We start from the raw sequence: 25,203 nt of genomic DNA, 5'->3' as shown, positions 1-25,203 counted from the left end.
CTATGGACGCCACACAAAGGTGCGTTTACGACATGGCCTGACGCGGAGAGATAAATAGATGGAGACCGGGAAGGCGTTAACAAACACCAATCAGCGCCGCCAGAGGCACGATAGTCGGGATTATCGTTCCGCACGCACCAGTGGGAGCGGACTTGTCCGCTAAGACGGTCTTTCACACGACGCATTTGCAATGAGGACGCGGAGCGTCGCACGATAGTTGAGGTTATCGTTCCGCACGCTCCAGCATCACCGTAAATCCCGCTCCGGCTAGCGACTCTGGCGTTGTTGCAGCAACAGGTTGCTGAACCCGCCGCTTGCCAATTGCTTTTGGGCAGTCGTCAGTTGTTCACGGTTGCTGAACGGGCCGACCAGCACGCGATACCAGGTTTCATCCTTCACCGTGCCGGACTCGACGGTTGACGTCTGGCCCAGCAGGATGATTTGCGCACGCACCTTCTCGGCGTCGGCCTGTTTGCGGAACGAGCCCGCTTGCAGGAAGAACGTCGTGACTGCCGCGGGCTTGGTCGTCGCCACGGGCGGGGCCGGTGGTGGCGTCAAACCGCTAAGCGCTGCTTGAGCGCGTGCTGTGTCAATCTTGGCGGCCTGCTCGGGCGAAACCGGAGCCGTCGGCGCCACGGGCGGTGGCGTCTTTTCCGGCACCGCTTCGTTGGGCACGATCACTTCCGATTCCGGCAGCAGCGTATAGAAATCGTACTTGGGCTTGACCGGCGCGGTCGGGCTCGGCGGCGTCTTATTGGCTTCGGCTATTTTCGCAGCCTTGGCGTCCGCCTTGACCCGCTTGACGTCTTCGCCGCCCGGTTCGAGCTTCATCAGAAAGACCACGAATGCGCCTACGGTCAGACCAATCGCCAGCCACAACCATCCTGGAATCGGTTTCTTCGCGGGTGCCTGATAACGGCTGGCGCCCCGCTTGGGTGCCGGTTTCTTCTTCGCAACTGCCAACTTACATACGCTCCAGAGTTTCCAGACCCAACAGGTCCAGGCCTTGCTTGAGGGTGCGGCCGGTCAGGGCAGCCAGACGCAGACGGCTCTGTTGCTGATCGGGACTTTCCGCACCAAGGATCGGGCAGTTTTCATAAAAGCTGGAAAACAGACCCGCAAGGTCATACAGGTAAGCACAAAGTACGTGCGGTGTGCCTTTTTCTGCGACGTTGTTCAATGTTTCAGCGAACTGCGCCAGACGTGCCGCCAGTTCCTGCTCCTGCGGCGCTTCAAGGACGATGTGCCCCTTGCCAGCGTCGAACGGCGTGCCCAGCTTGCGGAACACACCGGCTACGCGGGTGTAGGCGTACAGCAGATAAGGCGCGGTATTGCCTTCGAAACTCAGCATCTGATCGAAGTTGAAGCTGTAGTCGCTGGCACGATGCTTGGACAGATCAGCGTATTTCACCGCACTGATCCCCACCGCCCTGGCAATGCTGCGCAGCTCGGCCTCGGCGACCTCCGGGTTCTTTTCCTTCACCAGCGTATAGGCACGTTCTTCGGCTTCATCGAGCAGGTCGACGAGCTTGACCGTACCGCCATCGCGGGTTTTGAACGGGCGGCCATCGGCGCCGTTCATGGTGCCAAAACCCATGTGCTCCAGTTGCATGCCTTGGTGGACGAAACCGGCGCGGCGAGCCACTTCAAACACCTGCTGAAAGTGCAGGGCCTGACGCTGGTCGACGAAGTACAACACGCGGTCGGCTTCAAGCACTTTGCTGCGGTAGCGGATGGCAGCCAGGTCAGTGGTGGCATACAGATAACCGCCGCCGGCCTTTTGCACGATCACCGGCAGTGGCGTGTCATCGGCGGTGCGGAATTCTTCGAGGAACACGCACTGCGCGCCGTTGCTCTCGACCAGCAGGCCGGTGGCTTTCAGATCATTGACCACATTCGCCAGATCTTCGTTATAGGCACTTTCGCCCATGACATCGGCCGGGGTCAGTCTGACGTTGAGGCGCTCGTAGATCTCCTGGCAGTGAGACAGCGAAATGTCCTTGAAACGCTTCCAAAGCGTCAGGCACTCCGCGTCGCCAGCCTGCAACTTGACCACCAGCCCGCGCGCGCGCTCGGCGAACTCTTCGGACTCATCGAAGCGCTGCTTGGCGGCGCGATAGAAGTCTTCCAGGTCGGACAGCTCGTCGCTGGTCGCCGGTTTTTCCTGCAGGTAGGCCAGCAGCATGCCGAACTGAGTGCCCCAGTCGCCGACGTGGTTCTGGCGAATGACCGTGTCGCCGAGAAACTCGAGGACGTTCGCCACACCGTCGCCGATGATGGTCGAGCGCAAGTGGCCGACGTGCATTTCCTTGGCCAGGTTGGGGGCCGACAGATCGACCACCACGCGCTGTGCCGGGCCTGCCTTGCGAACCGACAACTGCGTGTCGACCAAAGCAGCGTCAAGGCGCGCAGCCAGCGCGGCGGTGTTCTGGAAGAAATTCAGAAAGCCCGGACCGGCAATTTCGACCTTGCTGACCTGATCGTCGGCAGGCAGCGCAGCGATCAGCTTTTCAGCCAGATCGCGCGGCTTCATCCCGGCAGGCTTGGCGAGCATCATCGCGATATTGCTGGCGAAGTCACCATGGGTCTTGTCACGGGCGTTTTCCACCTGAATCGCCGGCGTCAGCCCTTCTGGCAAGACGCCCTCGGTGACGAGACGGGTCAGGGCTTGTTGAATCAGCTGGCGAATGGTGTCTTTCATGGGGCTCTCTTCGACCGCAAGCGCGGTGGCGCTTCGATGCGCGGGTGGAAAAACTCCGCATTATCCGTTGCCGGAGCCTGCTTGCCAACGGCGTGACCTAATAAAGATCCACCGGATCCACATCCAGCGACCACCTGACCTGCCGACCGCTGGGCATTTGCTCCAGCGCGAGCAGCCAGGTACTGAGCAATTTATGCAACGGCGCGCGTGCACTGGACTGCACCAGCAACTGCGCGCGATAACGCCCGGCGCGGCGTTCCATCGGCGCGGGAACGGGGCCCAGCAGCTCGATGCCGCCCAGGCTCATCTGCGCCACAAGTTGTTCGGCTTCGCTGCAGGCCTGATCGAGAAAGGCCTCGGCCTGACCGGGTTTGTGGGCCTCGGCGCGCAGCAGGGCCAGGTGCGAAAAGGGCGGTAAACCGGCCGAGCGACGTTCGCTCAAGGCCTGTTCAGCGAATGCGAAATAACCCTGTTCGGTGAGCTGGATCAGCAGCGGATGGTCGGCCAGATGAGTCTGGATGATCACCTTGCCTGGCTCCTCGGCACGTCCTGCGCGCCCGGCGACCTGCACGATCAGCTGCGCCATACGCTCGCTGGCCCGGAAGTCACCGGAAGACAATCCGCCGTCAGCATCGAGAATCGACACCAGCGTCACCCTTGGAAAGTGATGGCCCTTGGCGAGCATCTGGGTGCCGACCAGAATGCACGGCTGACCGCGCTGGATGGTCGCGAACAACTGGTTCATGGCGTCCTTGCGCGACGTGCTGTCGCGGTCGACGCGCAGCACCGGAAAGTCCGGGAACATGATTGCCAGCCGCTCTTCGGCGCGCTCGGTGCCTGCGCCGACAGGGCGCAAATCCACTTTGCCGCACGAAGGACACTGCCGCGGCACGCGCTCGACATAGCCGCAGTGATGACAGCGCAGCTCGGCGGAGCGCTGATGCACGGTCATGCGCGCGTCGCACCGCTGGCAGCCGGACATCCAGCCGCAGTCATGGCACAGCAGCGTTGGCGCAAAGCCGCGTCGATTGAGAAACACCAGTACCTGCTGACCTGCCGCAAGCGTCTGACCGATGGCTTGTTGCATCGGCCCGGAAATCCCGCTGTCCAGTGGCCTGCTTTTGACATCCAGGCGCATGAAGCGTGGCTGTTGCGCGCCGCCTGCGCGCTGGTTCAGGCGTAGCAGGCCATAGCGTCCGGTGTAGGCGTTGTGCAGGCTTTCCAGAGAGGGCGTGGCCGAGCCGAGCACAATCGGAATGTTTTCCTGACGGGCCCGCACCAGCGCCAGGTCGCGGGCGTGATAACGCAGACCTTCCTGCTGTTTATAGGAGCCGTCGTGTTCTTCGTCGATGATGATCAGGCCGGGATTCTTCATCGGCGTGAACAGGGCCGAGCGCGTACCGATAATAATGTCGGCTTCGCCATCGCGGGCGGCCAGCCAGGCATCCAGCCGTTCGCGGTCGTTGACGGCGGAATGCACCAGCGCAATGCGGGCATTGAAGCGTTGTTCGAAGCGCGCCAGCGTTTGCGGGCCGAGGTTGATTTCCGGGATCAACACCAGCGCCTGTTTGCCCGCCTCCAGCGTCTCGCGGATCAGTTGCAGATAGACCTCGGTCTTGCCGCTGCCCGTCACGCCGGCCAGCAAAAACGCGTGAAAACTGTCGAACCCGGCACGGATCGCCTCGTAGGCGGCACGCTGCTCGGTATTGAGCGGCAGCTCCGGCTGCGCCAGCCAGTGCTCATGACGTGCGCTGGGCGCGTGGCTGCGCACTTCGACGTACACCAGCTCTTTGGCCAGCAGCAGGTTGAGGCTTTCCTTATTAAGCATCAGCTTGCTGAGCAACTGATGCGCCACGCCGTGTGGGTGCTGGGCCAGGGTGGTCAGCGCTTCACGCTGTTTGGGCGCGCGAGCGATACGCGGGTCATCGACGCTGGCGGTGGCGGTCACGTGCCAGAAGCGTTCCTGGCGGATTTCGGCCAGTTCGCCCTGACGCAGCAGCACCGGCAAGGCCCAGCTCAACGTGTCACCCAGGCTGTGCTGGTAATACTGCGACGTCCACAGGCACAGCCTGAACAGCGCGGGCGGCAACGGCGCTTCGCTGTCGAGCAGGGCAATCGCGGGCTTGAGCTTGTCGGCAGGCACTTCGCTGTGATCGACCACTTCCACCAGAATGCCGATCATTTCCCGTCTGCCGAACGGCACCCGCAGGCGCATGCCAGGCTGCAAAGCGCTGCGCGACACACCGGCAGGGGCGCGATAGTCGAACAGGCGGCGAAGCGGCGAGGGCAGGGCAAGGCGCAGGATGGCGTCGGGCACGCGATGTTTCCCTGTGGTGGTCGGTAATAAGAAGGCGCGATCTTAGCAGACGACCGGTGTGAAGGTTCGATTGCGTCGTTGCAATTGTCTGGTACTATCCGCAGCCTATTTCCGTGCGGTATTCAACAATAGTGTTGGGTGGCGGCGCGTTAGACCGAGGAAGTACCGATGAAAGCTGATATCCATCCAGTTTACGAAGCCATTGACGCGACCTGCAGCTGCGGCAATGTCATCAAAACCCGTTCCACCCTGACCGGCCCTTTGAGCCTGGACGTGTGCAACGAGTGCCACCCGTTCTACACCGGCAAGCAGAAGATGCTTGACGTTGGCGGCCGTGTCGACAAGTTCAAATCCCGTTTCGGTGCGTTCGGCGCAACCAAAGCGAAGCAAGACTGAAGCTGAACTGGCTGCCCCTTGGGCATCTCCAGGTTGCTTGAAAAGGCGCCCCTTGTCAGACTGTGTGAAAACCTAGCAATCTGCGCAGCGCTCAAAGAAAATGCTCCGTATCGAAAGATACAGAGCATTTTTCGTTATGGCCTACATCCAAGGTGAGTCCCGCAGCCAGACCAGCCTATTCCCGGTCTCGCTGGAAGAGTTGATCCCCGAGGATCACCTCGTTCGTGTCATTGACCTGTACGTTGCCAGGCTCGATCTGGTGCAACTGGGCTTCGATAAAGCGATTCCAAAAAGCACGGGGCGCCCTGCTTATGATCCCGCCGATCAGCTAAAACTCTACCTCTACGGCTATTTTCAGCGGATTCGCTCATCGCGACGTCTTGAAGCCGAGTGTCAGCGCAACATCGAAGTGATGTGGCTGATCAACCGGCTCAAGCCCGACTTCAAGACCATCGCCGATTTTCGCAAGAACAATAAACCCGCCTTCATCGCGACCTGCCGTGCTTTCGTTCGGTTTTGTCGCACGGCAGGCTTGATCGCCGGTGAGTTGGTGGCCATCGACGGCAGCAAGTTTCAGGCGGTCGCATCCTCACGGCGTCATGTGAATTTGAAGCAGCTCAAGCGCCAGGAAGAAAAACTGGATAAGCGCATCGCTCAGTATCTGGCCGAGCTGGATGAGGCCGACAAGGCTGAAACCACAGATTCAATTGATCGCAGCGCAATCAAGGTAGCCCTGGCACAGCTTGAGGCTCGACAACAGGATAATCAGAGTTGCCAGGCACTGATGCGTTCGATGGGCATCGAGCAGTTCAACACCCATGAAAGCGATGCCCGAATGATGCGCACGGCCAAAGGGCCACGTGTGGCCTACAACGTGCAAACCGTCGTGGACGCCGAGCATTGCCTGATTTTGCATCATGAGGTCACCCAAGATGGCGATGACCGAAAGCAACTGGAGCCGATGGCCAAGGCCGCCAAAGCAGAGTTACAGCAAGATGATCTGACGGTCACTGCCGATGCCGGCTACTCCAATGGCAAGCAGTTTCAGGCCTGCGAGGATGCTTCGATTACGGCCTATGTACCGCCCAATCGTTCGAAAAACCCTGGCAGTCAGGAAGAGCAGCTCTTTGAGCGAAAAGACTTTATCTATGAGACCGGACACGATCGTTTCCAGTGTCCGGCAGGCAAATGGTTAACGCTAAAACAGCACAACAAAGGTGATCGGATCTATCAGGCTGAGGTCGATGACTGCGCCAACTGCGCGCTGAAAACGCAATGCACTCGAGCCCGGCGCCGTTATGTCTCACGACATGCCCATGAAGAGGCTTTCGAGCGGATGGAGCAAAGAATGCAGGCGCATCCTGAGATGATGGCCAACCGAAGATCCATCGTTGAGCACCCCTTCGGCAACCTCAAGCAATGGCTATTTGGTAATGGCCGTTTCTTGCTGCGACAACTGGAGGGTACAAAAGCTGAAATGGCCTTGGCGGTGAATGCCTATAACCTGAAACGAGCGATTAAAGTGCTCGGTGTGCGCCATCTGATGGCTTTGATGGGCTGAGCGGACATTTTTTTCGTCTGCTGCCAATACAAAAAAAACGCCCCGAACAAGTCGGGGCGTTTGCTTGGGCCTTCATCAGTGTGTTTTCACACAGTCTGCTTGTGGGCGTCTTTTTTATGTCTGCGATCTGGCTGTCCGGCGCCCAAGCGTTCTGCCCTGCACCGGCCTCGTTGCCAATCGCGCAGGTGCAGCGCGTGGTCGACGGCGACACACTGCGCCTGACCGATGGCCGCAACGTGCGGATGATCGGGCTCAATACGCCCGAAACCGGCAAGAAAGGCCAGTCGGCCGAGCCGTTTGCCGAAGCTGCCAGGCGCAGGTTGCAAGCGCTGGTGGATGACAGCGGCGGCCAGGTCCGTCTGCGGGTCGGTCAGCAGAGCAAGGACCATTACGGCCGCACGCTGGCCAACGTCTATGCGCGTGATGGCGGCAATCTCGAAGCGCAGTTGCTGAGCGAAGGTCTGGGTTATCTGGTCGCCGTCGCGCCCAATGTTGCGCTGGTCGATTGCCAGCAAAGTGCAGAGCGTCAGGCACGTCAGGCCAGGCTGGGCCTGTGGCGTAACTCGCCGGTGCAGGCGTCTGACAGCATTGCTAAAAGCGGCTTTGCCGTGGTGTCGGGACAGGTCAAGAGCGTGCAGCGCAATCGCGGCGGCGTCTGGATCGAGTTGCCGGGCTCGCTGGTGCTGCGCATTGCACCGGACAACGTGTCCGGGTTCGACATGGCAGCGCTCGAGCGCCTCAAAGGCAAAAAAATCGAAGCGCGCGGCTGGGTGGTCGATCGCGCTCGTCGGGGTGGTCTAAAATCAGGACAGTCGCGCTGGCTGCTGCCGTTGACCCATTCTGCAATGCTGAGCCCGTCCGTTTTCTAAGCGTAAAGTCTAAGGCCGCGCCTCTTGACAGCAGTGACTGGTCAGTCTTGTTAGGACCAGGCATCTTGCGTATCCTCGGCGGTCCGTCTGTCCCACAGTAAAAAAAGCGGAATCCAATACATGTCAGATCTGAAAACTGCCGCGCTCGAATACCATGCCAATCCTCGTCCGGGGAAGCTGAGCGTCGAACTCACCAAGCCGACCGCAACCGCCCGTGACCTGGCTCTGGCCTACAGCCCTGGCGTTGCTGAACCCGTGCGTGAAATCGCCCGTGACCCTGAGCTGGCTTACAAGTACACCGGCAAAGGCAATCTGGTAGCAGTTATTTCCGATGGCACCGCGATTCTCGGCCTCGGCGATCTGGGTCCATTGGCGTCCAAGCCCGTCATGGAAGGTAAAGGGGTTCTGTTCAAGCGTTTTGCTGGTATCGACGTTTTCGATATCGAAGTCGATTCCGAAAGCCCGCAGGCGTTCATCGACACCGTCAAGCGTATCTCGATCACCTTCGGTGGCATCAATCTGGAAGACATCAAAGCGCCTGAGTGCTTTGAAATCGAGAAAGCGCTGATCGAGCAGTGCGACATTCCGGTTTTCCATGATGACCAGCACGGCACCGCTATCGTGACCGCAGCCGGCATGATCAACGCGCTGGAAATCGTCGGCAAAAGCCTCGATTCGGCGAAGATCGTCTGCCTGGGTGCGGGCGCTGCTGCCATCTCGTGCATGAAGCTGCTGGTGAGCATGGGCGCGAAAATCGAAAACATTTTCATGGTCGACCGCACCGGCGTGATCCACTCTGGCCGCACCGACCTGAACCAGTACAAGGCTGTGTTCGCTCACGCCACCGAGAAGCGCTCGCTGACCGATGCACTGGATGGCGCTGATGTATTCGTAGGCTTGTCCGGTCCTAACCTGCTGAGCCCTGAAAACCTCAAGCTGATGGCCAAGGACCCGATCGTGTTCGCATGCTCGAACCCTGATCCTGAGATTTCCCCTGAGCTGGCTCACGCTACCCGTAGCGACGTGATCATGGCGACTGGCCGTTCGGACTACCCGAACCAGGTCAACAACGTGTTGGGCTTCCCGTTCATCTTCCGCGGTGCTCTGGACGTTCGCGCCAAGCGCATCAACGAGGAAATGAAAATCGCGGCGGCCAACGCCCTGCGTGAACTGGCCAAACTGCCAGTGCCTCAGGAAGTCTGCGACGCTTATGGCGGCATCAAGCTGGAGTTCGGTCGTGAATACATCATCCCGAAACCAATGGACACCCGCCTGCTGGGCCTGATCGCTGACGCGGTTGCCAAAGCTGCCATCGAAAGCGGCGTTGCAACCCTGCCGTATCCGAAGCACTACCCACTGACCAGCGTGGACGACGTGTTCAACGGCTGATCCCGCCGCAATAAAAAACCCCTGCAGCGATGCAGGGGTTTTTTTATGTCTGGTAACACTCAAAGCGGACGCGGAGCGTTGCACGATAGTTGCGCAGAGCCTCGCACGATAGTTGAATTATCGTTCCGTACGCTCCAGCGTCGGAATGCCCTTCTTGACGCTCCGCGTCACACAATCTGCGTATCAGAACAAGTCGATGGGCGCTGACTCGTCTGCTGGCAGCGGGCTGCCGGGGGCGCTGCTGCCGCCCAGTTCGTTGACGCTCGGCGGTGTGTCTTCACTTTTGAACAGCTCGAAGAACGCATTCGGCGTGCTTGGCGTGGCCGCGCGGCCGCTCAGTGGGTCGACGCGCAGACTGAGGATGCCGTCCGGTTCCGCTTGCTGGTGCGGTGGCTTGTCTTTGAGCGCTGCGCTCATGTAATCCATCCAGATCGGCAGCGAGACCGTGCCGCCAAACTCATGACGCCCCAGGCTCTCTGGCTGGTCGAAACCGCTCCAGACCGTCGTGACGTAGTCAGCGTTGTAGCCGGAGAACCATGCATCCTTGGAATCGTTGGTCGTACCGGTCTTGCCTGCGATATCCGGCCGGTTCATCGACAAGGCGCGACGCCCGGTGCCGCGCTTGATCACGTCCTGCAGCATGCTGTTCAGGATGTACGTCGTGCGGCCATCCACAATGCGTTCTGCGAAGGCCGGCGTTTGCGGTTCGCTGGGCGTGCCCGGCGCTGTGGTGGCAGCAATGCCAGGGCTGTCATGCACGGCAAAGGTCGAGGTGTTCGGCGCGGTCTTGGCGTCGTTGGCCGGAACGCTTGGCGGGTTGGCGACAAACAACGTCTGGCCGTCACGGTTCTCGATGGTCTGGATCAGATACGGGCTGACCTTGTAACCGCCGTTGGCAAACGTGGCCCAGCCGGTGGCTATTTCCATCGGAGTCAGCGTGGCCGTACCCAAGGCCAGCGACAGGTTGCGCGGCAGGTCCTGCTTGGAAAAACCGAAGCGTGTGATGTAGTCGATGGTGCTGTCGATGCCCAGAGCCTGAAGCAAGCGGATCGAAACCAGGTTGCGCGACTTGTACAGCGCTTCACGCAGGCGGATCGGGCCGAGGAATGTGTTGGTGTCGTTTTTTGGACGCCATACCTTGTCCAGATACTCATCGACGAACACGATAGGGGCGTCGTTCACCAGGCTCGACGCGGTGTAGCCGTTGTCGAGTGCGGCGCTATAGATGAAAGGTTTGAAGCTGGAGCCCGGCTGACGCTTGGCCTGCATGGCCCGGTTGTAGTTGCTTTGCTCAAATGCGAAACCGCCGACCAGCGCACGAATGGCGCCGTTTTGCGGATCAAGCGAAACCAGTGCGCTTTGCGCGACGGGAATTTGACTGAATTTCAGCGAGCCATCGTCCTGACGCAGCAAGCGAACCAGATCACCGACCTTCGCCACATCGCCCGGCTGCTTGGGATTGGCACCCAGGCTGTTGGTGTTCAGATAAGGGCGCGCCCACTTCATGGTGGCCCAGTCAACCGTTTCTTCCTTCTCGCCATTGCGGGTCAGGACGCGCAACCCGGTCTTGTCGACCTGAGTGACGATGCCCGGCTCAAGGCCATTGATCGTGCGCTGTTTGGTGAGTTCCTGTACCCAGTTGGCGCGGGTCATGCCGGCGAAGCGGCTTTCCGGGCCGCGATAGCCATGGCGCTGATCGTAGTCGATCAAGCCCTGCTGGATCGCCTTGTTGGCGTGCTCCTGCAGGTCGCTAGGCACCGTGGTCGTGACGCGGAAGCCCTCTGTATAGGCCTCGCTGCCATAACGGCCGACCATTTCCGCCCGGGCCATTTCGGCGATGTACGGTGCATTCACTTCCGGGGTCGGCACGTGATAGCTGGCGTTGAGCGGCTCGTTCAAGGCGGTCTGGTAAGCGGTCTGGTCGATTTTGCCCAGGCGGTACATGCGCCCGAGGATCCAGTCGCGGCGTTCCTTGGCACGGGTCGGATTGGCCAGTGGGTTGAAACGTGACGGTGCCTTGGGCAGACCGGCAATCATGGCCATTTGCGCAAGGCTTACATCGCGAATCGATTTGCCATAGTAGACTTGCGCCGCCGCCTCGATGCCGTAAGCCCTGTTACCCAGATAAATCTTGTTCACGTACAACTCGAGGATCTCGTCCTTGGTGAGTTGGCGCTCGATTTGCAAGGCAAGCAGGATCTCGGTGGTTTTGCGTGAAAAGCTTCTTTCGCTGGTCAGGAAAAAGTTCTTCGCGACCTGCATGGTGATCGTACTGCCGCCCGATTGAATGTGACCGCTCTTCACCAGCTGTGTGGCGGCGCGCATCAGGCTGCTGGGGTCGACACCGTAATGGTTGGCGAAATTGTCATCTTCGGCGGACAGCAGTGCATTGATGAAGTTGGGCGGGATTTCGGCAAATCGAATCGGCGTCCGGCGCATTTCGCCGAATTCGGCGATCAGCTTGCCGTCGCTGCTGAATACGCGCAGGGGGATTTGCAGCTGGATGCTTCGCAGCGCCTCGACGGATGGCAGGGTCGGGCTCAGGTAGAGAAAGGCGCCGCTCAGGCCGAGTAACAGCGAGCAGAAGACCGCGACGAGGGACCACCACAAAAACTTCAGCAGGCGTATCAAGGCTTTTGGATTTCCAGAAAAAATAATGGGTTAAGCGCAGGCATTTACAAATGAACATGCCTTGAAGCTTTGTTAAACGAAAAAAACGCTGGGCATTATAAGCATTTTTCGTCCCCGAGCGTGATTTGCGCTACTGTCAAGGCTGTCGGCAGTGACGTTGACCCGAAATAACTCCGTAAGTGACGGAAACTCAAAGGAATCAGGTTGTGTTCGAACTCTTCAGTAAGAAGGCCAACACCCTTCTAGGGATCGATATTAGCTCCACCTCGGTAAAACTCCTGGAATTGAGTCGTTCCGGCACCCGTTACAAGGTCGAGTCCTACGCAGTCGAGCCGTTGCCGGCCAACGCTGTCGTCGAAAAGAATATTGCTGAACTCGAAGGGGTTGGCCAGGCGTTGTCTCGCTTGCTGGTCAAGGCCAAGACCAGCGTCAAGATTGTGGCGGTTGCAGTGGCCGGGTCCGCAGTCATCACCAAAACCATCGAGATGGACGCCGGCCTTTCCGACGACGACATGGAAAACCAGCTCAAGCTTGAAGCTGACCAGTACATTCCCTATCCGCTTGAAGAAGTGGCCATCGATTTTGAAGTGCAGGGCTATTCGGTACGCAACCCGGAACGGGTTGAAGTGCTGCTGGCGGCCTGCCGCAAGGAAAACGTCGAGGTCCGCGAGGCGGCGCTGGCGCTGGCCGGGCTGACCGCGCGCGTCGTGGACGTCGAAGCCTATGCGCTGGAGCGATCGTTCGGCCTGCTGGCTGCGCAACTGGGGAACGGCCACGACGAACTGACCGTTGCGGTGGTCGATATCGGCGCCACCATGACCACCCTCAGCGTGCTGCACCATGGGCGGATCATCTATACCCGCGAGCAACTGTTCGGCGGCCGCCAGCTGACCGACGAGATTCAGCGCCGCTATGGCCTGTCCATGGAAGAGGCCGGGCTTGCCAAGAAACAGGGCGGGCTGCCTGACGACTATGTCAGCGAGGTGCTGGACCCGTTCAAGGACGCGCTGGTGCAGCAGGTTTCCCGCTCGTTGCAGTTCTTCTTTGCGGCGGGGCAGTACAACTCGGTGGATCACATCATGCTGGCAGGCGGTACGGCTTCGATTTCCGGGCTGGAGCACCTGATTCAGCGACGTATCGGCACGCCGACCATGGTCGCCAACCCGTTTGCCGACATGGCCCTGAGTTCCAAGGTCAATGCGGGCGCACTGGCCAGTGACGCCCCGGCCCTGATGATCGCGTGCGGTCTGGCGTTGAGGAGCTTCGACTGATGGCACGGATCAACTTGCTGCCGTGGCGCGAAGAGCTCCGCGAAGAACGCAAAAAACGCTTTCTGACTGTATTGGTCGGTGTGCTGGTGCTGTCGGTCAGCATTCTGTTTCTGATTGATCGCTACGTCAGCAATGCCATCGAGCATCAAATGGCGCGTAACGCGTATTTGCAAACGCAGATCGCCCAGCTGGATATCCGCATCAAGGAAATCAGCGACCTGAAAGCGCGCCGCAAGCAATTGCTGGAGCGCATGAAGATTATTCAGGACCTGCAAGGTAACCGCCCGGTCACGGGCCGGGTGTTCGATCAGTTGGCGCGAACCCTGCCGGATGGCGTGTATTACTCGCAGGTCAAAATGACCAGCAAGCTGATTGCCATCAGCGGTGCTGCCGAATCCAACAACCGGGTCTCGGACCTGATGCGCAATCTTGAAGCCTCGGAGTGGCTTGAGGCGCCCAGCCTGACCGAGGTCAAGGCCACCACTGCCGGTGCGGTGGATCAGGCCAACGTGTTTCAGCTGACCGTGCGCCAGACCCAGCCTCCGGTTGTCGCTGCCGAAGGAGCCAAGCCATGAATATGTCTGAATGGATGGACGGGCTTCGCAAGGTCGACTTCAGCGAACTGGACCTCAACAACCTTGGCTCCTGGCCTGCGGCGGTCAAGGTGATCGCCGGTCTGCTGGTGGCGGTGCTGATTTTCGCGCTCGGCTACTTCTTCTTTATTCAGGATCTGGAGACCCAGCTCGACAGTGCTCAGGCCGGTGAAATGACGCTCCGCGAGCAGTATTCCAACAAGGCGTTCCAGGCCGCCAACCTGGAGCCTTACAAGAAGCAGATGGAAGAAATGGAAAACACCTTCGGTGCGCTGCTGCGGCAATTGCCCAGCGACACCGAAGTGCCCGGGCTGCTCGAAGACATTACCCGCACCGGCCTGGGAAGCGGCCTTGAATTCGAGGAAATCAAGCTGCTGCCCGAGGCGGTCCAGCAGTTCTACATCGAGCTGCCGATACAGATCACGGTGGTCGGCGGGTATCACGATCTGGCGACGTTTGTCAGTGGCGTTGCCAGCCTGCCGCGCATCGTCACGCTGCATGATTTCGAGATCAAGCCGGTCGATCCCAAGGTCCCGACCAAATTGCGCATGAGTATTCTGGCCAAGACCTACCGCTACAACGATGAAGGGCTGAAGAAATGAGGGCGGCGCGATTGTTGTGCGTCAGTGTTGTGCTGGCCGGGCTGGCCGGGTGTGGCAATGACAACGATTTTGCCGACCTGACCGAGTTCATGGATCAGGCCAAGGCGCGTCCGAGTGGCACCATCGAGCCGTTGCCGAAATTTCGGCCCTACGAAGCATTTACCTATAACGCTGCGGCCCTGCGCAGCCCGTTTCAGCCGCCGGTCAAGATCGACCTGCTGAATCGCCAGAAGGGCACGCGGCTGGTGGCGCCGGATGAAAACCGGGTCAGGCAGTTTCTTGAAGGGTTCAACATCGAGTCGTTCGAAATGGTCGGCACGATTGGCAACGGGTCAGGTACGTTCGCCCTGTTGCGTGGAGCCGGGGGCGTTCATCGCGTCAAAGTGGGAGATTACCTGGGCCGCAATAACGGACGGGTTGTGTCGATCGGCGATGCGCAGGTCGATGTCATCGAAATTGTTCCGGACGGAGAAGGGGCATGGCTGGAACGGCCGCGCACCATCCAGCTCAAGGAACGCTCATGAAGTGGGCAAGGCCAAGTATGCACAGTAGCGCTCAACGGAAATTGATCATGACCCGGATTCTCTCGATTATCGGCGCGTCGTTATGCATCGCGATGCTGTCGCCGGTTGTCCAGGCTGCCAACCTCAAGACCCTGGATGTCGCCGCGTTGCCGGGTGACCGGGTCGAACTCAAGCTGTCTTTCGACGGCCCGGTGCCTGCTCCGCGCGGTTACACCACAGCGCAACCGGCGCGCATTGCACTCGACCTGCCCGGTGTCACCAGCCAGCTGGCGACCAAAAGTCGTGAGCTGGGCACCGGTAACGCGCGCAGCGTGGTGGTGGTGCAGGCTCAGGATCGCACGCGTGTGATCATCAACCTGACGACACTGTCGCCTTACAGCTCGCGGGTCGACGGCAACAACCTGTTCGTGGTCATCGGTCAGGGCGCAGCCGCGGCCCAGGCGTCCCAGCCAAGCACTGCAATGGGCGCAGCCAGAGTGGCCGTGCCGCCGCCCACCCCGGCGTCCGCCAGGCCTTTTGTGCCGGCCGGTGCCAAAGCCATCAGGAATATCGATTTCCAGCGCGGTGAGCTGGGTGAAGGCAACGTGGTCATCGACCTGAGCAATGCCAACATTGCGCCTGACATTCAGGAGCAGGGCGGCAAGATCCGTGTCGACTTCGCCAAAACGATGCTGCCGGAACCCTTGCGCGTGCGCCTCGACGTCAAGGATTTCGCGACCCCGGTGCAGTTCGTCAGCGCGTCGGCCGCAGGTGACAAGGCAAGCATTCTGATCGAGCCGTCGGGCGCCTTTGACTATTCGGCGTTCCAGACCGAAAACAAGCTGACCATCAGTGTGCGCCCGCTGACTCACGAGGATATGGACCGGCGCGCCGCCGACAAGCCGGTGTACACCGGTGAAAAGCTCTCGCTGAATTTCCAGGACATCGATGTGCGCTCGGTGCTGCAGCTGATTGCCGACTTCACCAACCTCAATCTGGTGGCCAGTGACACGGTGCAGGGCGGTATCACCCTGCGTCTGCAGAATGTGCCGTGGGATCAGGCGCTGGATCTTGTGCTGAAAACCAAAGGGCTGGACAAACGCAAGGTTGGCAGCGTGCTGCTGGTCGCCCCGGCCGATGAAATTGCTGCCCGCGAACGTCAGGAACTGGAGTCGCTCAAGCAGATCGCCGAGCTGGCGCCGTTGCGTCGTGAGCTGTTGCAGGTCAATTACGCCAAGGCTGCCGACATCGCCAAGCTGTTCCAGTCGGTGACCAGTGCCGAGTCCAAGGCCGATGAGCGCGGTTCGATCACGGTTGATGACCGGACCAACAACATCATCGCTTACCAGACCCAAGATCGGCTCGACGAGTTGCGCCGTATTGTTTCGCAGCTGGACATTCCGGTGCGTCAGGTGATGATCGAAGCGCGCATCGTCGAGGCCAACGTCGATTACGACAAAGAGCTGGGTGTGCGCTGGGGTGGCGCGACCAACACCAGCGGCAGCAGCAACTGGTCGACGGGCACTGCAGCGGGCGGCTCCACGGCCAACAGCTCCACGTTCGTCGATATGGGCGCTGCCAACGCCACCTCCGGCATCGGCCTTGGCTTCCTGACCAACAACACGATGCTCGACCTTGAGCTGACGGCGATGGAAAAGACCGGCAACGGTGAGATCGTCTCGCAACCCAAGGTGGTCACGTCCGACAAGGAGACCGCCAAGATCCTCAAGGGCACCGAGGTTCCGTATCAGGAATCCAGCTCCAGTGGTGCAACCACAGTCAGCTTCAAGGAAGCCTCCCTGTCACTCGAAGTCACACCGCAGATCACCCCCGATAACCGCATCATCATGGAGGTCAAGGTCACCAAGGATGAGCCGGACTACGTGAATGCGGTGCTGGGTGTGCCGCCGATCAAGAAAAACGAAGTCAACGCCAAAGTGCTGATTTCCGACGGTGAAACCATTGTCATCGGTGGTGTGTTCTCGAATACGCAAAGTAAAAGTGTGGATAAAGTGCCATTTCTTGGCGATGTACCGTATCTTGGCCGGCTTTTCAGGCGCGATGTGGTATCCGAGTCCAAATCCGAGCTGTTGGTATTTCTGACTCCGCGTATCATGAACAACCAGGCGATTTCTGTGAGTCGTTGATTTTGTGCGAAATTTAATACTTGTGGGGCCGATGGGTGCTGGCAAGAGCACCATCGGCCGCTTGCTTGCCAAAGAGCTGCGACTGCCGTTCAAGGATTCCGACAAGGAAATCGAACTGCGTACAGGCGCCAACATCCCCTGGATCTTCGACAAGGAAGGCGAGCCGGGTTTTCGTGATCGCGAGCAAGCCATGATTGCAGAGCTGTGCGAAGCCGATGGCGTGGTGCTGGCAACCGGTGGTGGCGCGGTCATGCGCAGCGAAAACCGTCAGGCGCTGCGTGCTGGCGGGCGGGTGGTGTACCTGCATGCCTCCATCGAACAGCAGGTCGGGCGCACGGCGCGTGACCGCAATCGTCCTTTGTTGCGTACGGCTGACCCGGCCCGGGTATTGAGCGAACTGCTGGCCATTCGCGACCCGCTGTACCGTGAAATCGCCGATCTGGTGATCGAAACCGATGAGCGGCCGCCGCGGATGGTGGTGCTCGAGATACTTGCGCGTCTGGCAGAGCTTCCTCCCCGTTAAAGCGCAGGCAAAAATGCGCTATCCTCGGCGACCATAAAAACAGCGATGGTGGATGGCCTGACGCCATGACCCGCTGAAGCACACCACCACGCAACCGGTAATCAATGTGGGGACACATGCAGACACTTAAGGTCGAGCTGGGTGAGCGTAGCTACCCGATCCATATAGGCGAAGGCCTGCTGGACCAGCCTGAACTCCTGGCCCCGCATATCGTCGGGCGTCAGGTGGCTATCGTTTCCAACACGACAGTGGCGCCGCTGTACCTGGAGCGTCTGACCCGGACCCTGGCCGGCTACAACGTTTTGCCGATTGTCTTGCCGGATGGCGAGGCGTTCAAGAACTGGGAAACCCTGCAAACCATTTTCGACGGTCTGCTGACTGCCCGTCATGACCGTCGTACCACGGTCATTGCGCTGGGCGGCGGGGTGATCGGCGACATGGCCGGGTTCGCTGCTGCCTGTTATCAGCGCGGCGTGAACTTCATCCAGATTCCTACCACGCTGTTGTCGCAAGTGGACTCGTCGGTGGGCGGCAAGACCGGCATCAACCACCCGCTGGGCAAGAACATGGTCGGTGCGTTCTATCAGCCGAGCGTCGTGCTGATCGATACCACGTCGCTCAACACCCTGCCCGAGCGTGAGCTGTCCGCCGGGCTGGCAGAAGTCATCAAGTACGGCCTGATCTGCGACGAACCGTTCCTGACCTGGCTCGAAGAGCACGTCGACGCCCTGCGCGGTCTGGATCAGGCGGCCTTGACGGTCGCCATCGAGCGCTCCTGCGCGGCCAAGGCGCTGGTGGTCGGTGCCGACGAGCGTGAGTCCGGTATTCGCGCCACATTGAACCTGGGTCACACATTCGGCCACGCCATCGAGACGCATATGGGCTATGGTGTCTGGCTGCATGGCGAGGCGGTGGCGGCCGGTACGGTCATGGCGCTGGAAATGTCCTCGCGCCTGGGCTGGATCAGCACGCAGGAACGGGATCGCGGCATTCGGCTGTTTCAGCGTGCCGGGCTGCCCGTCGTACCTCCGCAGGACATGACGGAAGACAACTTCCTCGAACACATGGCGATCGACAAGAAGGTCATCGACGGTCGTCTACGTCTGGTGCTGTTGCGCCGGATGGGCGAAGCGGTTATCACGGACGATTATCCAAAAGAAGTATTACAGGCCACTCTGGTTGCGGACTATCGCGCCCTGGTGGATCAGCTTAGAGGTTAACGGAAACCCCATGACTAGTTTGCATGCCGACGAGGCCTTCCTCGGCCATTATCAGTTGAGTCATGACCCCTTTGCGGCGCGGGTACCTGGCTTCAAATTCTTCCCTGCGCAGCGCAAGCCGGTGTTGGGACAGTTGCACCACCTGGCGCGTTACAGCCAGTTGCTGCTGGCCGTCACCGGGCCGCAGGGCAGCGGCAAGACCTTGCTGCGTCAGGCGCTGGTCGCCAGCACCAACAAGCAGTCGGTGCAGAGCGTGGTGATTTCCGCGCGCGGTGCCAGCGATGCCGCCGGTGTGCTGCAACAGGTCGCCCAGGCGCTGAGCGTGGCTCAGGCCGAGATGCAGTCGATTCTGTCGCAGGTCGTGCAGCTCGGGCTTACCGGCCAGGAAGTGTACGTACTGGTCGACGATGCGGAACAACTCGGCGATTCGGCGCTCGAAGCGTTGCTGGGTCTTGCTGCGGGCACGCCGGAAGGGCGTCCGCATGTGTTCCTGTTTGGCGAGCCATCGCTGCTCGATCGTCTTGATCAGCTGTGTGCCGAAATGCAGGGCGCTACCGAGGGTGAGCGTTTTCACGTCATCGAGCTGCAACCCTATACGGAAGAGGAAACCCGAGAGTATCTGGCTCAGCGTCTGGAGGGTGCAGGGCAGGGAATCGCGTTGTTTACTGCCGACCAGATCACCGATATTCATGAACAGTCCGATGGCTGGCCTGGGGCGATCAACCAGGTGGCCCGCGATTCAATGATCGAGGCGATGATCGCGAGTCGTTCCGCGGTCAAGCGTCCAAGTGTGGGGTTCAACATGCCGAAAAAACACGTATTGGCCTTGGGTGCCGTCGTCATAGTGGCCGTGGCAGCAGCAGTGCTGATTCCGGGTCGCGGCGACAAGACAGCCACCACCGCCAATGCCCCTGCTTCCGCTCAGGCGCAATTGCCGCTGGGTGAAGGCAAGCCGACTGCTCAGCAATCGAACAACGGTGGCCCGGCCATCGAGTTCGCGGGCAACTCTCAACCGATGCCGCTGCCGATGAATGGCAATTCGCAGCCGGTCATGCGTGGTCCGCTGGCGGAAGCCGCCGGTTCCAGCGATACCGATGAAGATGCGGTGCCAAGCGGTTCGCCTGCTCAGCCGCCAACCGTGACCACCACCGCGCCACCCGCCGGTGTGCCTGCGGGCCAGGCGGCTGCTCAGGCGCCTCGCTCGTCGATTCCGGCGCCGACACCTGCGCCAGCCCCGGCCCCCGCGCCAGCTGCCAAACCTGCGCCTGCGCCGACCCAGGTTGCGACCGCCAAGCCTGCTCCGGCTGCCAAACCGGCTGAAAAACCAGCCGCAGCGGCCGCCAAGCCAGCTGCCGGTGGTAGCTGGTACGCCAGTCAGGCGCCAGGCCATTACGTGGTGCAGATTCTGGGCACCAGCTCCGAAGCGACCGCTCAGGCCTACATTGCAGAGCAGGGTGGCGAATACCGTTATTTCAAGAAAACCTTGCAGGGCAAGCCGCTGTACGTGATCACATATGGCAACTTTCCTGACCGTGCTGCCGCCCTGGCAGCCATCAAGGTATTGCCAGCGAAGGTTCAGGCTGGTAAACCTTGGCCTCGTACTGTCGCCAGCGTCCAACAAGAGCTCGGCGCCAGTCGCTGAAGTCGCAGCGGTCCTATCCGGGCCGCTCACCCGGCAAACCTGACTTAAACCCGCCTGGACGTGCCTTATTGAGGCGCGCCATGCGGCGTCCGCGTTACAAACGCCCTACAGTCTCCGTCGCGTCAGTCCGATTCATGATGAAATGTTTTGACTAGCACAGCGACCCGCTTTAAAACTTTCATAATTGCGACATTGATTATCAACCAATCGTCGTTAAATTTGTGAGCGCTTGTGTCGCTGTGTACAATGACCTCCGTTTTGCCTGTCCAAAGCCGGCGTACGTTCGGCGTGTCAGGTAATTGGTTGAATTAAAAGGAAATTTGCCTCGTATAGAGGCAGCCTGGTGAGAAAGTGTCTATGAAAGCAGGTCTGTACCAACCAGATGAATTCAAGGATAACTGTGGCTTCGGCCTGATCGCTCATATGCAGGGCGAGCCCAGTCATCACCTGTTGCAGACGGCCGTTCAGGCCCTGACCTGCATGACCCACCGTGGCGGTATCAACGCCGACGGCAAGACCGGTGACGGTTGCGGCCTGTTGATCCAGAAGCCCGACGGTTTTCTGCGTGCCATGGCCAAGGAACATTTCGGTGTCGATCTGCCTCGCCAGTACGCGGTGGGCATGGTGTTCCTCAATCAGGATGACGCCAGGGCCGAAGCCGCACGCGAGAACATGAACCGCGAGATCCTGGCCGAGGGCCTGGAGCTGGTGGGCTGGCGTCAGGTGCCCATCGACACCAGCGTACTGGGGCAACTGGCCCTGGAACGTCTGCCGAAAATCGAGCAGGTGTACATCGGCGGCGAAGGCCTGAGCGATCAGGAATTCGCGATCAAGCTGTTCAGCGCCCGTCGCCGTTCATCGGTGGCCAACGCTGCGGACAGCGATCACTACATCTGTAGCTTTTCGCACAAAACCATCATTTATAAAGGCCTGATGATGCCGGCCGATCTCACGGCCTTCTTCCCGGACCTGAGCGACGAGCGTCTGCAAACCGCCATTTGCGTGTTTCACCAGCGCTTTTCGACCAATACCCTGCCGAAATGGCCGCTGGCTCAGCCTTTCCGCTTTCTTGCCCACAACGGCGAGATCAACACCATCACCGGTAACCGAAACTGGGCACAGGCGCGTCGCACCAAGTTCACCAACGATCTGATGGAGCTGGACGAACTGGGCCCGCTGGTCAACCGCGTGGGCTCAGACTCGTCGAGCATGGACAACATGCTCGAGCTGATGGTCACCGGTGGCATCGACCTGTTCCGTGGCGTGCGCATGATCATTCCGCCTGCGTGGCAGAACGTCGAGACCATGGACCCGGATCTACGCGCTTTCTATGAATACAACTCCATGCACATGGAACCGTGGGACGGCCCGGCTGGCATTGTGATGACCGAAGGTCGTCACGCGGTCTGCCTGCTCGACCGTAACGGCCTGCGCCCGGCGCGCTGGGTCACCACCAAGAACGGCTACATCACCCTTGCGTCGGAAATTGGCGTGTGGGACTACAAGCCCGAAGACGTCATCGCCAAAGGCCGTGTCGGTCCTGGGCAGATTTTTGCCGTGGACACCGAAACCGGCCAGATCCTCGACACCGAGGCCATCGACAACCGCCTCAAGTCGCGTCATCCGTACAAGCAGTGGCTGCGCAAGAATGCCCTGCGCATTCAGGCCACCTTGGAAGACAACGACCACGGTTCGGCTTTTTATGACAGCGAGCAACTCAAGCAGTACATGAAGATGTATCAGGTCACGTTCGAAGAACGTGATCAGGTGCTGCGTCCGTTGGGCGAGCAGGGTCAGGAAGCCGTGGGTTCGATGGGTGACGACACGCCGATGGCGGTGCTGTCGCGCCGTGTGCGCTCGCCTTACGATTACTTCCGCCAGCAGTTCGCGCAGGTCACCAACCCGCCGATCGACCCGCTGCGTGAAGCCATCGTCATGTCGCTGGAAATCTGCCTCGGTGCCGAGCGCAACATCTTCCAGGAATCGCCAGAGCACGCTTCGCGCGTGATCCTCAGCTCGCCGGTCATTTCGCCGGCCAAATGGCGCTCGCTGATGAATCTGGAGCGTCCGGGCTTCGAGCGCCACATCATCGACCTGAACTACGACGAGAGCCTGGGCCTTGAAGCCGCTGTGCGCAACGTCGCCGATCAGGCCGAAGAGGCTGTGCGTTCCGGTCATACCCTGATTGTGCTGACCGACCGCCACATCGCACCAGGCAAACTGCCGGTTCACGCTTCGCTGGCGGTCGGCGCGGTGCACCACCGTCTGACCGAGCAGGGCCTGCGTTGCGACAGCAACATCCTGGTCGAAACCGCCACGGCGCGTGACCCGCACCATTTCGCTGTGCTGATCGGTTTCGGCGCTTCGGCGGTGTATCCATTCCTGGCCTACGAAGTGCTGGGTGACCTGATCCGCACCGGCGAAGTGCTGGGCGATCTGTACGAAGTCTTCAAGAATTACCGCAAAGGCATCACCAAAGGCCTGCTCAAGATTCTGTCGAAAATGGGCATTTCGACGGTGGCGTCCTATCGCGGTGCGCAACTGTTCGAAGCCATTGGCTTGTCCGAAGAAGTCTGTAACACCAGCTTCCGTGGCGTGCCGAGCCGTTTGAAGGGCGCGCGTTTCGTCGATCTCGAAGCCGAACAGAAAGCCCTGGCCGCCGAAGCCTGGAGCCCGCGCAAGCCGATCCAGCAGGGCGGTCTGCTCAAGTTCGTCTACGATGGCGAATACCACGCCTACAACCCGGACGTGGTCAGCACCCTGCAAGCCGCAGTGCAGCAGGGCGATTACAGCAAGTTCAAGGAATACACCGCGCTGGTCGATCAGCGTCCGGTGTCGATGATTCGCGACCTGTTGCAGGTCAAGACCGTCGATCAGCCGCTGAACATCGACGAAATAGAGCCGCTGAGTGAAATCCTCAAGCGCTTCGATTCGGCCGGTATTTCGCTGGGTGCCTTGTCGCCAGAAGCTCACGAAGCGCTGGCCGAGGCGATGAACCGTCTGGGCGCGCGTTCCAACTCCGGTGAAGGCGGTGAAGATCCGGCGCGCTACGGCACCATCCGCAGCTCGAAGATCAAGCAGATCGCCACCGGCCGCTTTGGTGTAACACCGGAATATCTGGTCAACGCCGATGTGCTGCAGATCAAGGTTGCGCAGGGCGCCAAGCCGGGCGAAGGCGGGCAATTGCCGGGCGGCAAGGTCAATGGCCTGATCGCCAAGCTGCGCTATGCGGTACCGGGCGTGACGCTGATTTCGCCGCCGCCGCATCACGACATCTATTCTATCGAAGACCTGTCGCAGCTGATTTTCGACCTGAAACAGGTCAACCCGGCGGCGCTGGTCTCGGTCAAGCTGGTGGCAGAAGCGGGCGTAGGCACCATTGCTGCAGGCGTGGCCAAAGCGTATGCCGACCTGATCACCATTTCCGGCTACGACGGCGGCACCGGCGCATCGCCGCTGACTTCCATCAAGTACGCTGGCGCGCCGTGGGAACTGGGCCTGGCTGAAACGCACCAGACCTTGCGCGGCAATGACCTGCGCGGCAAGGTCCGGGTGCAGACCGACGGTGGTCTGAAGACCGGCCTCGACGTGATCAAAGCCGCCATTCTCGGCGCTGAAAGCTTCGGCTTCGGTACTGCGCCAATGATCGCGCTGGGCTGCAAATACCTGCGAATTTGCCACCTGAACAACTGCGCCACCGGCGTGGCTACACAGAATGAAAAGCTGCGCAAGGACCACTACATCGGCACCGTCGACATGGTGATCAACTTCTTCACCTACGTGGCTGAAGAAACCCGTGAGTGGCTGGCCAGGCTGGGTGTTCGCTCGCTGGAAGAACTGATCGGCCGTACCGACCTGCTGGACATCCTGCCGGGCGAAACCGAAAAGCAACGGCATCTGGACCTGACGCCGTTGCTGGGCAGCGATCACATTCCGGCGGACAAACCTCAGTTCAGTCGGGTAGATCGCAACCCGCCATTCGACAAGGGTTTGCTGGCCGAGAAAATGGTCGAGCTGGCCAAGCCCGCCATCGAAGCCCTCAGCGGCGGCGAGTACGAACTGGACATCTGCAACTGCGACCGTTCCATAGGCGCACGGATTTCCGGCGAAATTGCCAAACTGCACGGCAATCAGGGCATGAACAAGGCGCCGATCACCTTCCGCTTCAAAGGCACTGCCGGGCAGAGCTTCGGGGTTTGGAACGCCGGTGGTTTGAACATGTACCTGGAAGGCGATGCCAACGACTACGTTGGTAAAGGCATGACCGCAGGCAAGCTGGTGATCGTGCCGCCCAAGGGCAGCCCGTTCAAGACCAACGAGAGCGCGATTATTGGTAACACCTGTCTGTACGGTGCGACCGGCGGCAAGCTGTTCGCGGCGGGTACCGCAGGCGAGCGTTTTGCGGTGCGTAACTCGGGTGCTCACACGGTTGTGGAAGGCACCGGCGACCACTGCTGTGAGTACATGACCGGCGGTTTCGTCTGCGTGCTCGGTAAAACCGGTTACAACTTCGGTTCCGGGATGACCGGTGGCTTCGCGTACGTGCTCGATCAGGACAACACCTTCGTTGACCTGGTCAACCATGAACTGGTCGAGATCCAGCGCATCAGCGGCGAGTCGATGGAGGCCTACCGCACTCACCTGCAGAGCGTTCTGAACGAGTACGTGGCGGAAACCGACAGTGAATGGGGCCGTAACCTGGCGGAAAACCTGGACGATTACCTGCGTCGTTTCTGGCTGGTCAAGCCCAAGGCGGCCAACCTGAAATCGCTGCTCTCCAGCACCCGGGCGAATCCGCAATAACAGCAGCTGCTAGCGGTTAGCTTCAAGCCGCGAGT

At 60.1% G+C, this 25,203-nt stretch carries 17 protein-coding genes; 13 read left to right on the top strand and 4 right to left on the bottom strand.

Translation table 11 applies throughout. From position 1 onward, the window contains the following. Positions 1-267: 267 nt before the first annotated feature. The 3 genes from BLT55_RS19290 to BLT55_RS19280 all read right to left on the bottom strand — a co-directional run bounded on the left by BLT55_RS19290 (position 268) and on the right by BLT55_RS19280 (position 5,018). Positions 268-963, bottom strand: a complete 696-nt coding sequence (locus BLT55_RS19290) for an SPOR domain-containing protein (protein ID WP_002551645.1) — start codon at positions 961-963, stop codon at positions 268-270. Between the two features lies 1 nt (position 964). Then, entirely contained in the window at positions 965-2,701 is a 1,737-nt protein-coding gene (gene argS, locus BLT55_RS19285; protein ID WP_054999887.1) for an arginine--tRNA ligase, read from the bottom strand. Between the two features lie 97 nt (positions 2,702-2,798). Continuing rightward, positions 2,799-5,018 (bottom strand): primosomal protein N', encoded by a 2,220-nt coding sequence (locus BLT55_RS19280; protein WP_054999886.1) that lies wholly within the window; start codon positions 5,016-5,018, stop codon positions 2,799-2,801. A 168-nt stretch (positions 5,019-5,186) separates the two neighbouring features. Between BLT55_RS19280 and rpmE the strand changes: the two genes are divergently transcribed. The 4 genes from rpmE to BLT55_RS19260 all read left to right on the top strand — a co-directional run bounded on the left by rpmE (position 5,187) and on the right by BLT55_RS19260 (position 9,233). Beyond that, on the top strand, positions 5,187-5,414 hold the full coding sequence (rpmE, locus tag BLT55_RS19275; RefSeq protein WP_007248065.1) for a 50S ribosomal protein L31: 228 nt from the start codon (positions 5,187-5,189) through the stop codon (positions 5,412-5,414). Positions 5,415-5,550: 136 nt separating this feature from the next. Further along, positions 5,551-6,975, top strand: a complete 1,425-nt coding sequence (locus BLT55_RS19270) for an IS1182-like element ISPsy6 family transposase (protein ID WP_055001182.1) — start codon at positions 5,551-5,553, stop codon at positions 6,973-6,975. 116 nt (positions 6,976-7,091) lie between these two features. Beyond that, entirely contained in the window at positions 7,092-7,844 is a 753-nt protein-coding gene (locus BLT55_RS19265; RefSeq protein ID WP_054999771.1) for a thermonuclease family protein, read from the top strand. 120 nt (positions 7,845-7,964) lie between these two features. Further along, positions 7,965-9,233, top strand: a complete 1,269-nt coding sequence (locus tag BLT55_RS19260) for a malic enzyme-like NAD(P)-binding protein (protein WP_007248063.1) — start codon at positions 7,965-7,967, stop codon at positions 9,231-9,233. A gap of 183 nt (positions 9,234-9,416) precedes the next feature. Here BLT55_RS19260 and BLT55_RS19255 read toward each other — a convergent pair whose 3' ends face one another. Further along, a complete protein-coding gene (locus tag BLT55_RS19255) occupies positions 9,417-11,861 on the bottom strand; it encodes a penicillin-binding protein 1A (protein WP_371745306.1) in 2,445 nt (814 codons plus the stop codon). A 209-nt stretch (positions 11,862-12,070) separates the two neighbouring features. Between BLT55_RS19255 and BLT55_RS19250 the strand changes: the two genes are divergently transcribed. The 9 genes from BLT55_RS19250 to gltB all read left to right on the top strand — a co-directional run bounded on the left by BLT55_RS19250 (position 12,071) and on the right by gltB (position 25,168). Further along, positions 12,071-13,135 (top strand): pilus assembly protein PilM, encoded by a 1,065-nt coding sequence (locus BLT55_RS19250; protein WP_054999755.1) that lies wholly within the window; start codon positions 12,071-12,073, stop codon positions 13,133-13,135. Further along, positions 13,135-13,710, top strand: coding sequence for a PilN domain-containing protein (locus tag BLT55_RS19245; protein ID WP_007248060.1), 576 nt, complete (start codon positions 13,135-13,137; stop codon positions 13,708-13,710). The genes BLT55_RS19250 and BLT55_RS19245 overlap by 1 nt, the downstream gene beginning before the upstream one ends. After that, positions 13,707-14,330 carry a type 4a pilus biogenesis protein PilO gene (gene pilO, locus BLT55_RS19240; RefSeq protein ID WP_054084611.1) on the top strand — a complete coding sequence of 208 codons (624 nt, stop codon included), beginning with the start codon at positions 13,707-13,709 and terminating at the stop codon, positions 14,328-14,330. The genes BLT55_RS19245 and pilO overlap by 4 nt, the downstream gene beginning before the upstream one ends. Further along, a complete protein-coding gene (gene pilP / locus BLT55_RS19235) occupies positions 14,327-14,854 on the top strand; it encodes a type 4a pilus biogenesis lipoprotein PilP (RefSeq protein ID WP_007248058.1) in 528 nt (175 codons plus the stop codon). Before pilO ends, pilP begins: the two co-directional genes overlap by 4 nt. A gap of 47 nt (positions 14,855-14,901) precedes the next feature. Next, positions 14,902-16,980 carry a type IV pilus secretin PilQ gene (locus BLT55_RS19230; protein WP_054999756.1) on the top strand — a complete coding sequence of 693 codons (2,079 nt, stop codon included), beginning with the start codon at positions 14,902-14,904 and terminating at the stop codon, positions 16,978-16,980. A 4-nt stretch (positions 16,981-16,984) separates the two neighbouring features. Beyond that, on the top strand, positions 16,985-17,503 hold the full coding sequence (gene aroK / locus BLT55_RS19225) for a shikimate kinase AroK (RefSeq protein WP_007248056.1): 519 nt from the start codon (positions 16,985-16,987) through the stop codon (positions 17,501-17,503). A gap of 116 nt (positions 17,504-17,619) precedes the next feature. Next, complete coding sequence (aroB, locus tag BLT55_RS19220) at positions 17,620-18,723, top strand: 3-dehydroquinate synthase (protein ID WP_054999757.1); 1,104 nt, start codon at positions 17,620-17,622, stop codon at positions 18,721-18,723. A gap of 10 nt (positions 18,724-18,733) precedes the next feature. Next, positions 18,734-20,365 (top strand): SPOR domain-containing protein, encoded by a 1,632-nt coding sequence (locus BLT55_RS19215; protein ID WP_054999758.1) that lies wholly within the window; start codon positions 18,734-18,736, stop codon positions 20,363-20,365. 357 nt (positions 20,366-20,722) lie between these two features. Next, on the top strand, positions 20,723-25,168 hold the full coding sequence (gltB, locus tag BLT55_RS19205; RefSeq protein ID WP_054999759.1) for a glutamate synthase large subunit: 4,446 nt from the start codon (positions 20,723-20,725) through the stop codon (positions 25,166-25,168). The last annotated feature ends 35 nt before the right edge of the window (positions 25,169-25,203 follow it).

Source organism: Pseudomonas cannabina, assembly GCF_900100365.1.
GTDB lineage: Bacteria > Pseudomonadota > Gammaproteobacteria > Pseudomonadales > Pseudomonadaceae > Aquipseudomonas > Aquipseudomonas cannabina.
Note: the sequence above shows the minus strand (reverse complement) of the source record. Positions and strands in the feature narration are given on the sequence as shown.

Excerpts from the sequence above, each read along its gene's own strand:
- BLT55_RS19245 (WP_007248060.1), top strand. The coding sequence starts at position 13,135 with ATGGCACGGATCAACTTGCTGCCGTGGCGCGAAGAGCTCCGCGAAGAA.
- rpmE (WP_007248065.1), top strand. The coding sequence starts at position 5,187 with ATGAAAGCTGATATCCATCCAGTTTACGAAGCCATTGACGCGACCTGC.
- pilP (WP_007248058.1), top strand. The coding sequence starts at position 14,327 with ATGAGGGCGGCGCGATTGTTGTGCGTCAGTGTTGTGCTGGCCGGGCTG.
- BLT55_RS19260 (WP_007248063.1), top strand. The coding sequence starts at position 7,965 with ATGTCAGATCTGAAAACTGCCGCGCTCGAATACCATGCCAATCCTCGT.
- pilO (WP_054084611.1), top strand. The coding sequence starts at position 13,707 with ATGAATATGTCTGAATGGATGGACGGGCTTCGCAAGGTCGACTTCAGC.
- gltB (WP_054999759.1), top strand. The coding sequence starts at position 20,723 with ATGAAAGCAGGTCTGTACCAACCAGATGAATTCAAGGATAACTGTGGC.
- BLT55_RS19270 (WP_055001182.1), top strand. The coding sequence starts at position 5,551 with ATGGCCTACATCCAAGGTGAGTCCCGCAGCCAGACCAGCCTATTCCCG.
- BLT55_RS19230 (WP_054999756.1), top strand. The coding sequence starts at position 14,902 with ATGACCCGGATTCTCTCGATTATCGGCGCGTCGTTATGCATCGCGATG.
- BLT55_RS19265 (WP_054999771.1), top strand. The coding sequence starts at position 7,092 with ATGTCTGCGATCTGGCTGTCCGGCGCCCAAGCGTTCTGCCCTGCACCG.
- BLT55_RS19215 (WP_054999758.1), top strand. The coding sequence starts at position 18,734 with ATGACTAGTTTGCATGCCGACGAGGCCTTCCTCGGCCATTATCAGTTG.
- aroB (WP_054999757.1), top strand. The coding sequence starts at position 17,620 with ATGCAGACACTTAAGGTCGAGCTGGGTGAGCGTAGCTACCCGATCCAT.
- argS (WP_054999887.1), bottom strand. The coding sequence starts at position 2,701 with ATGAAAGACACCATTCGCCAGCTGATTCAACAAGCCCTGACCCGTCTC.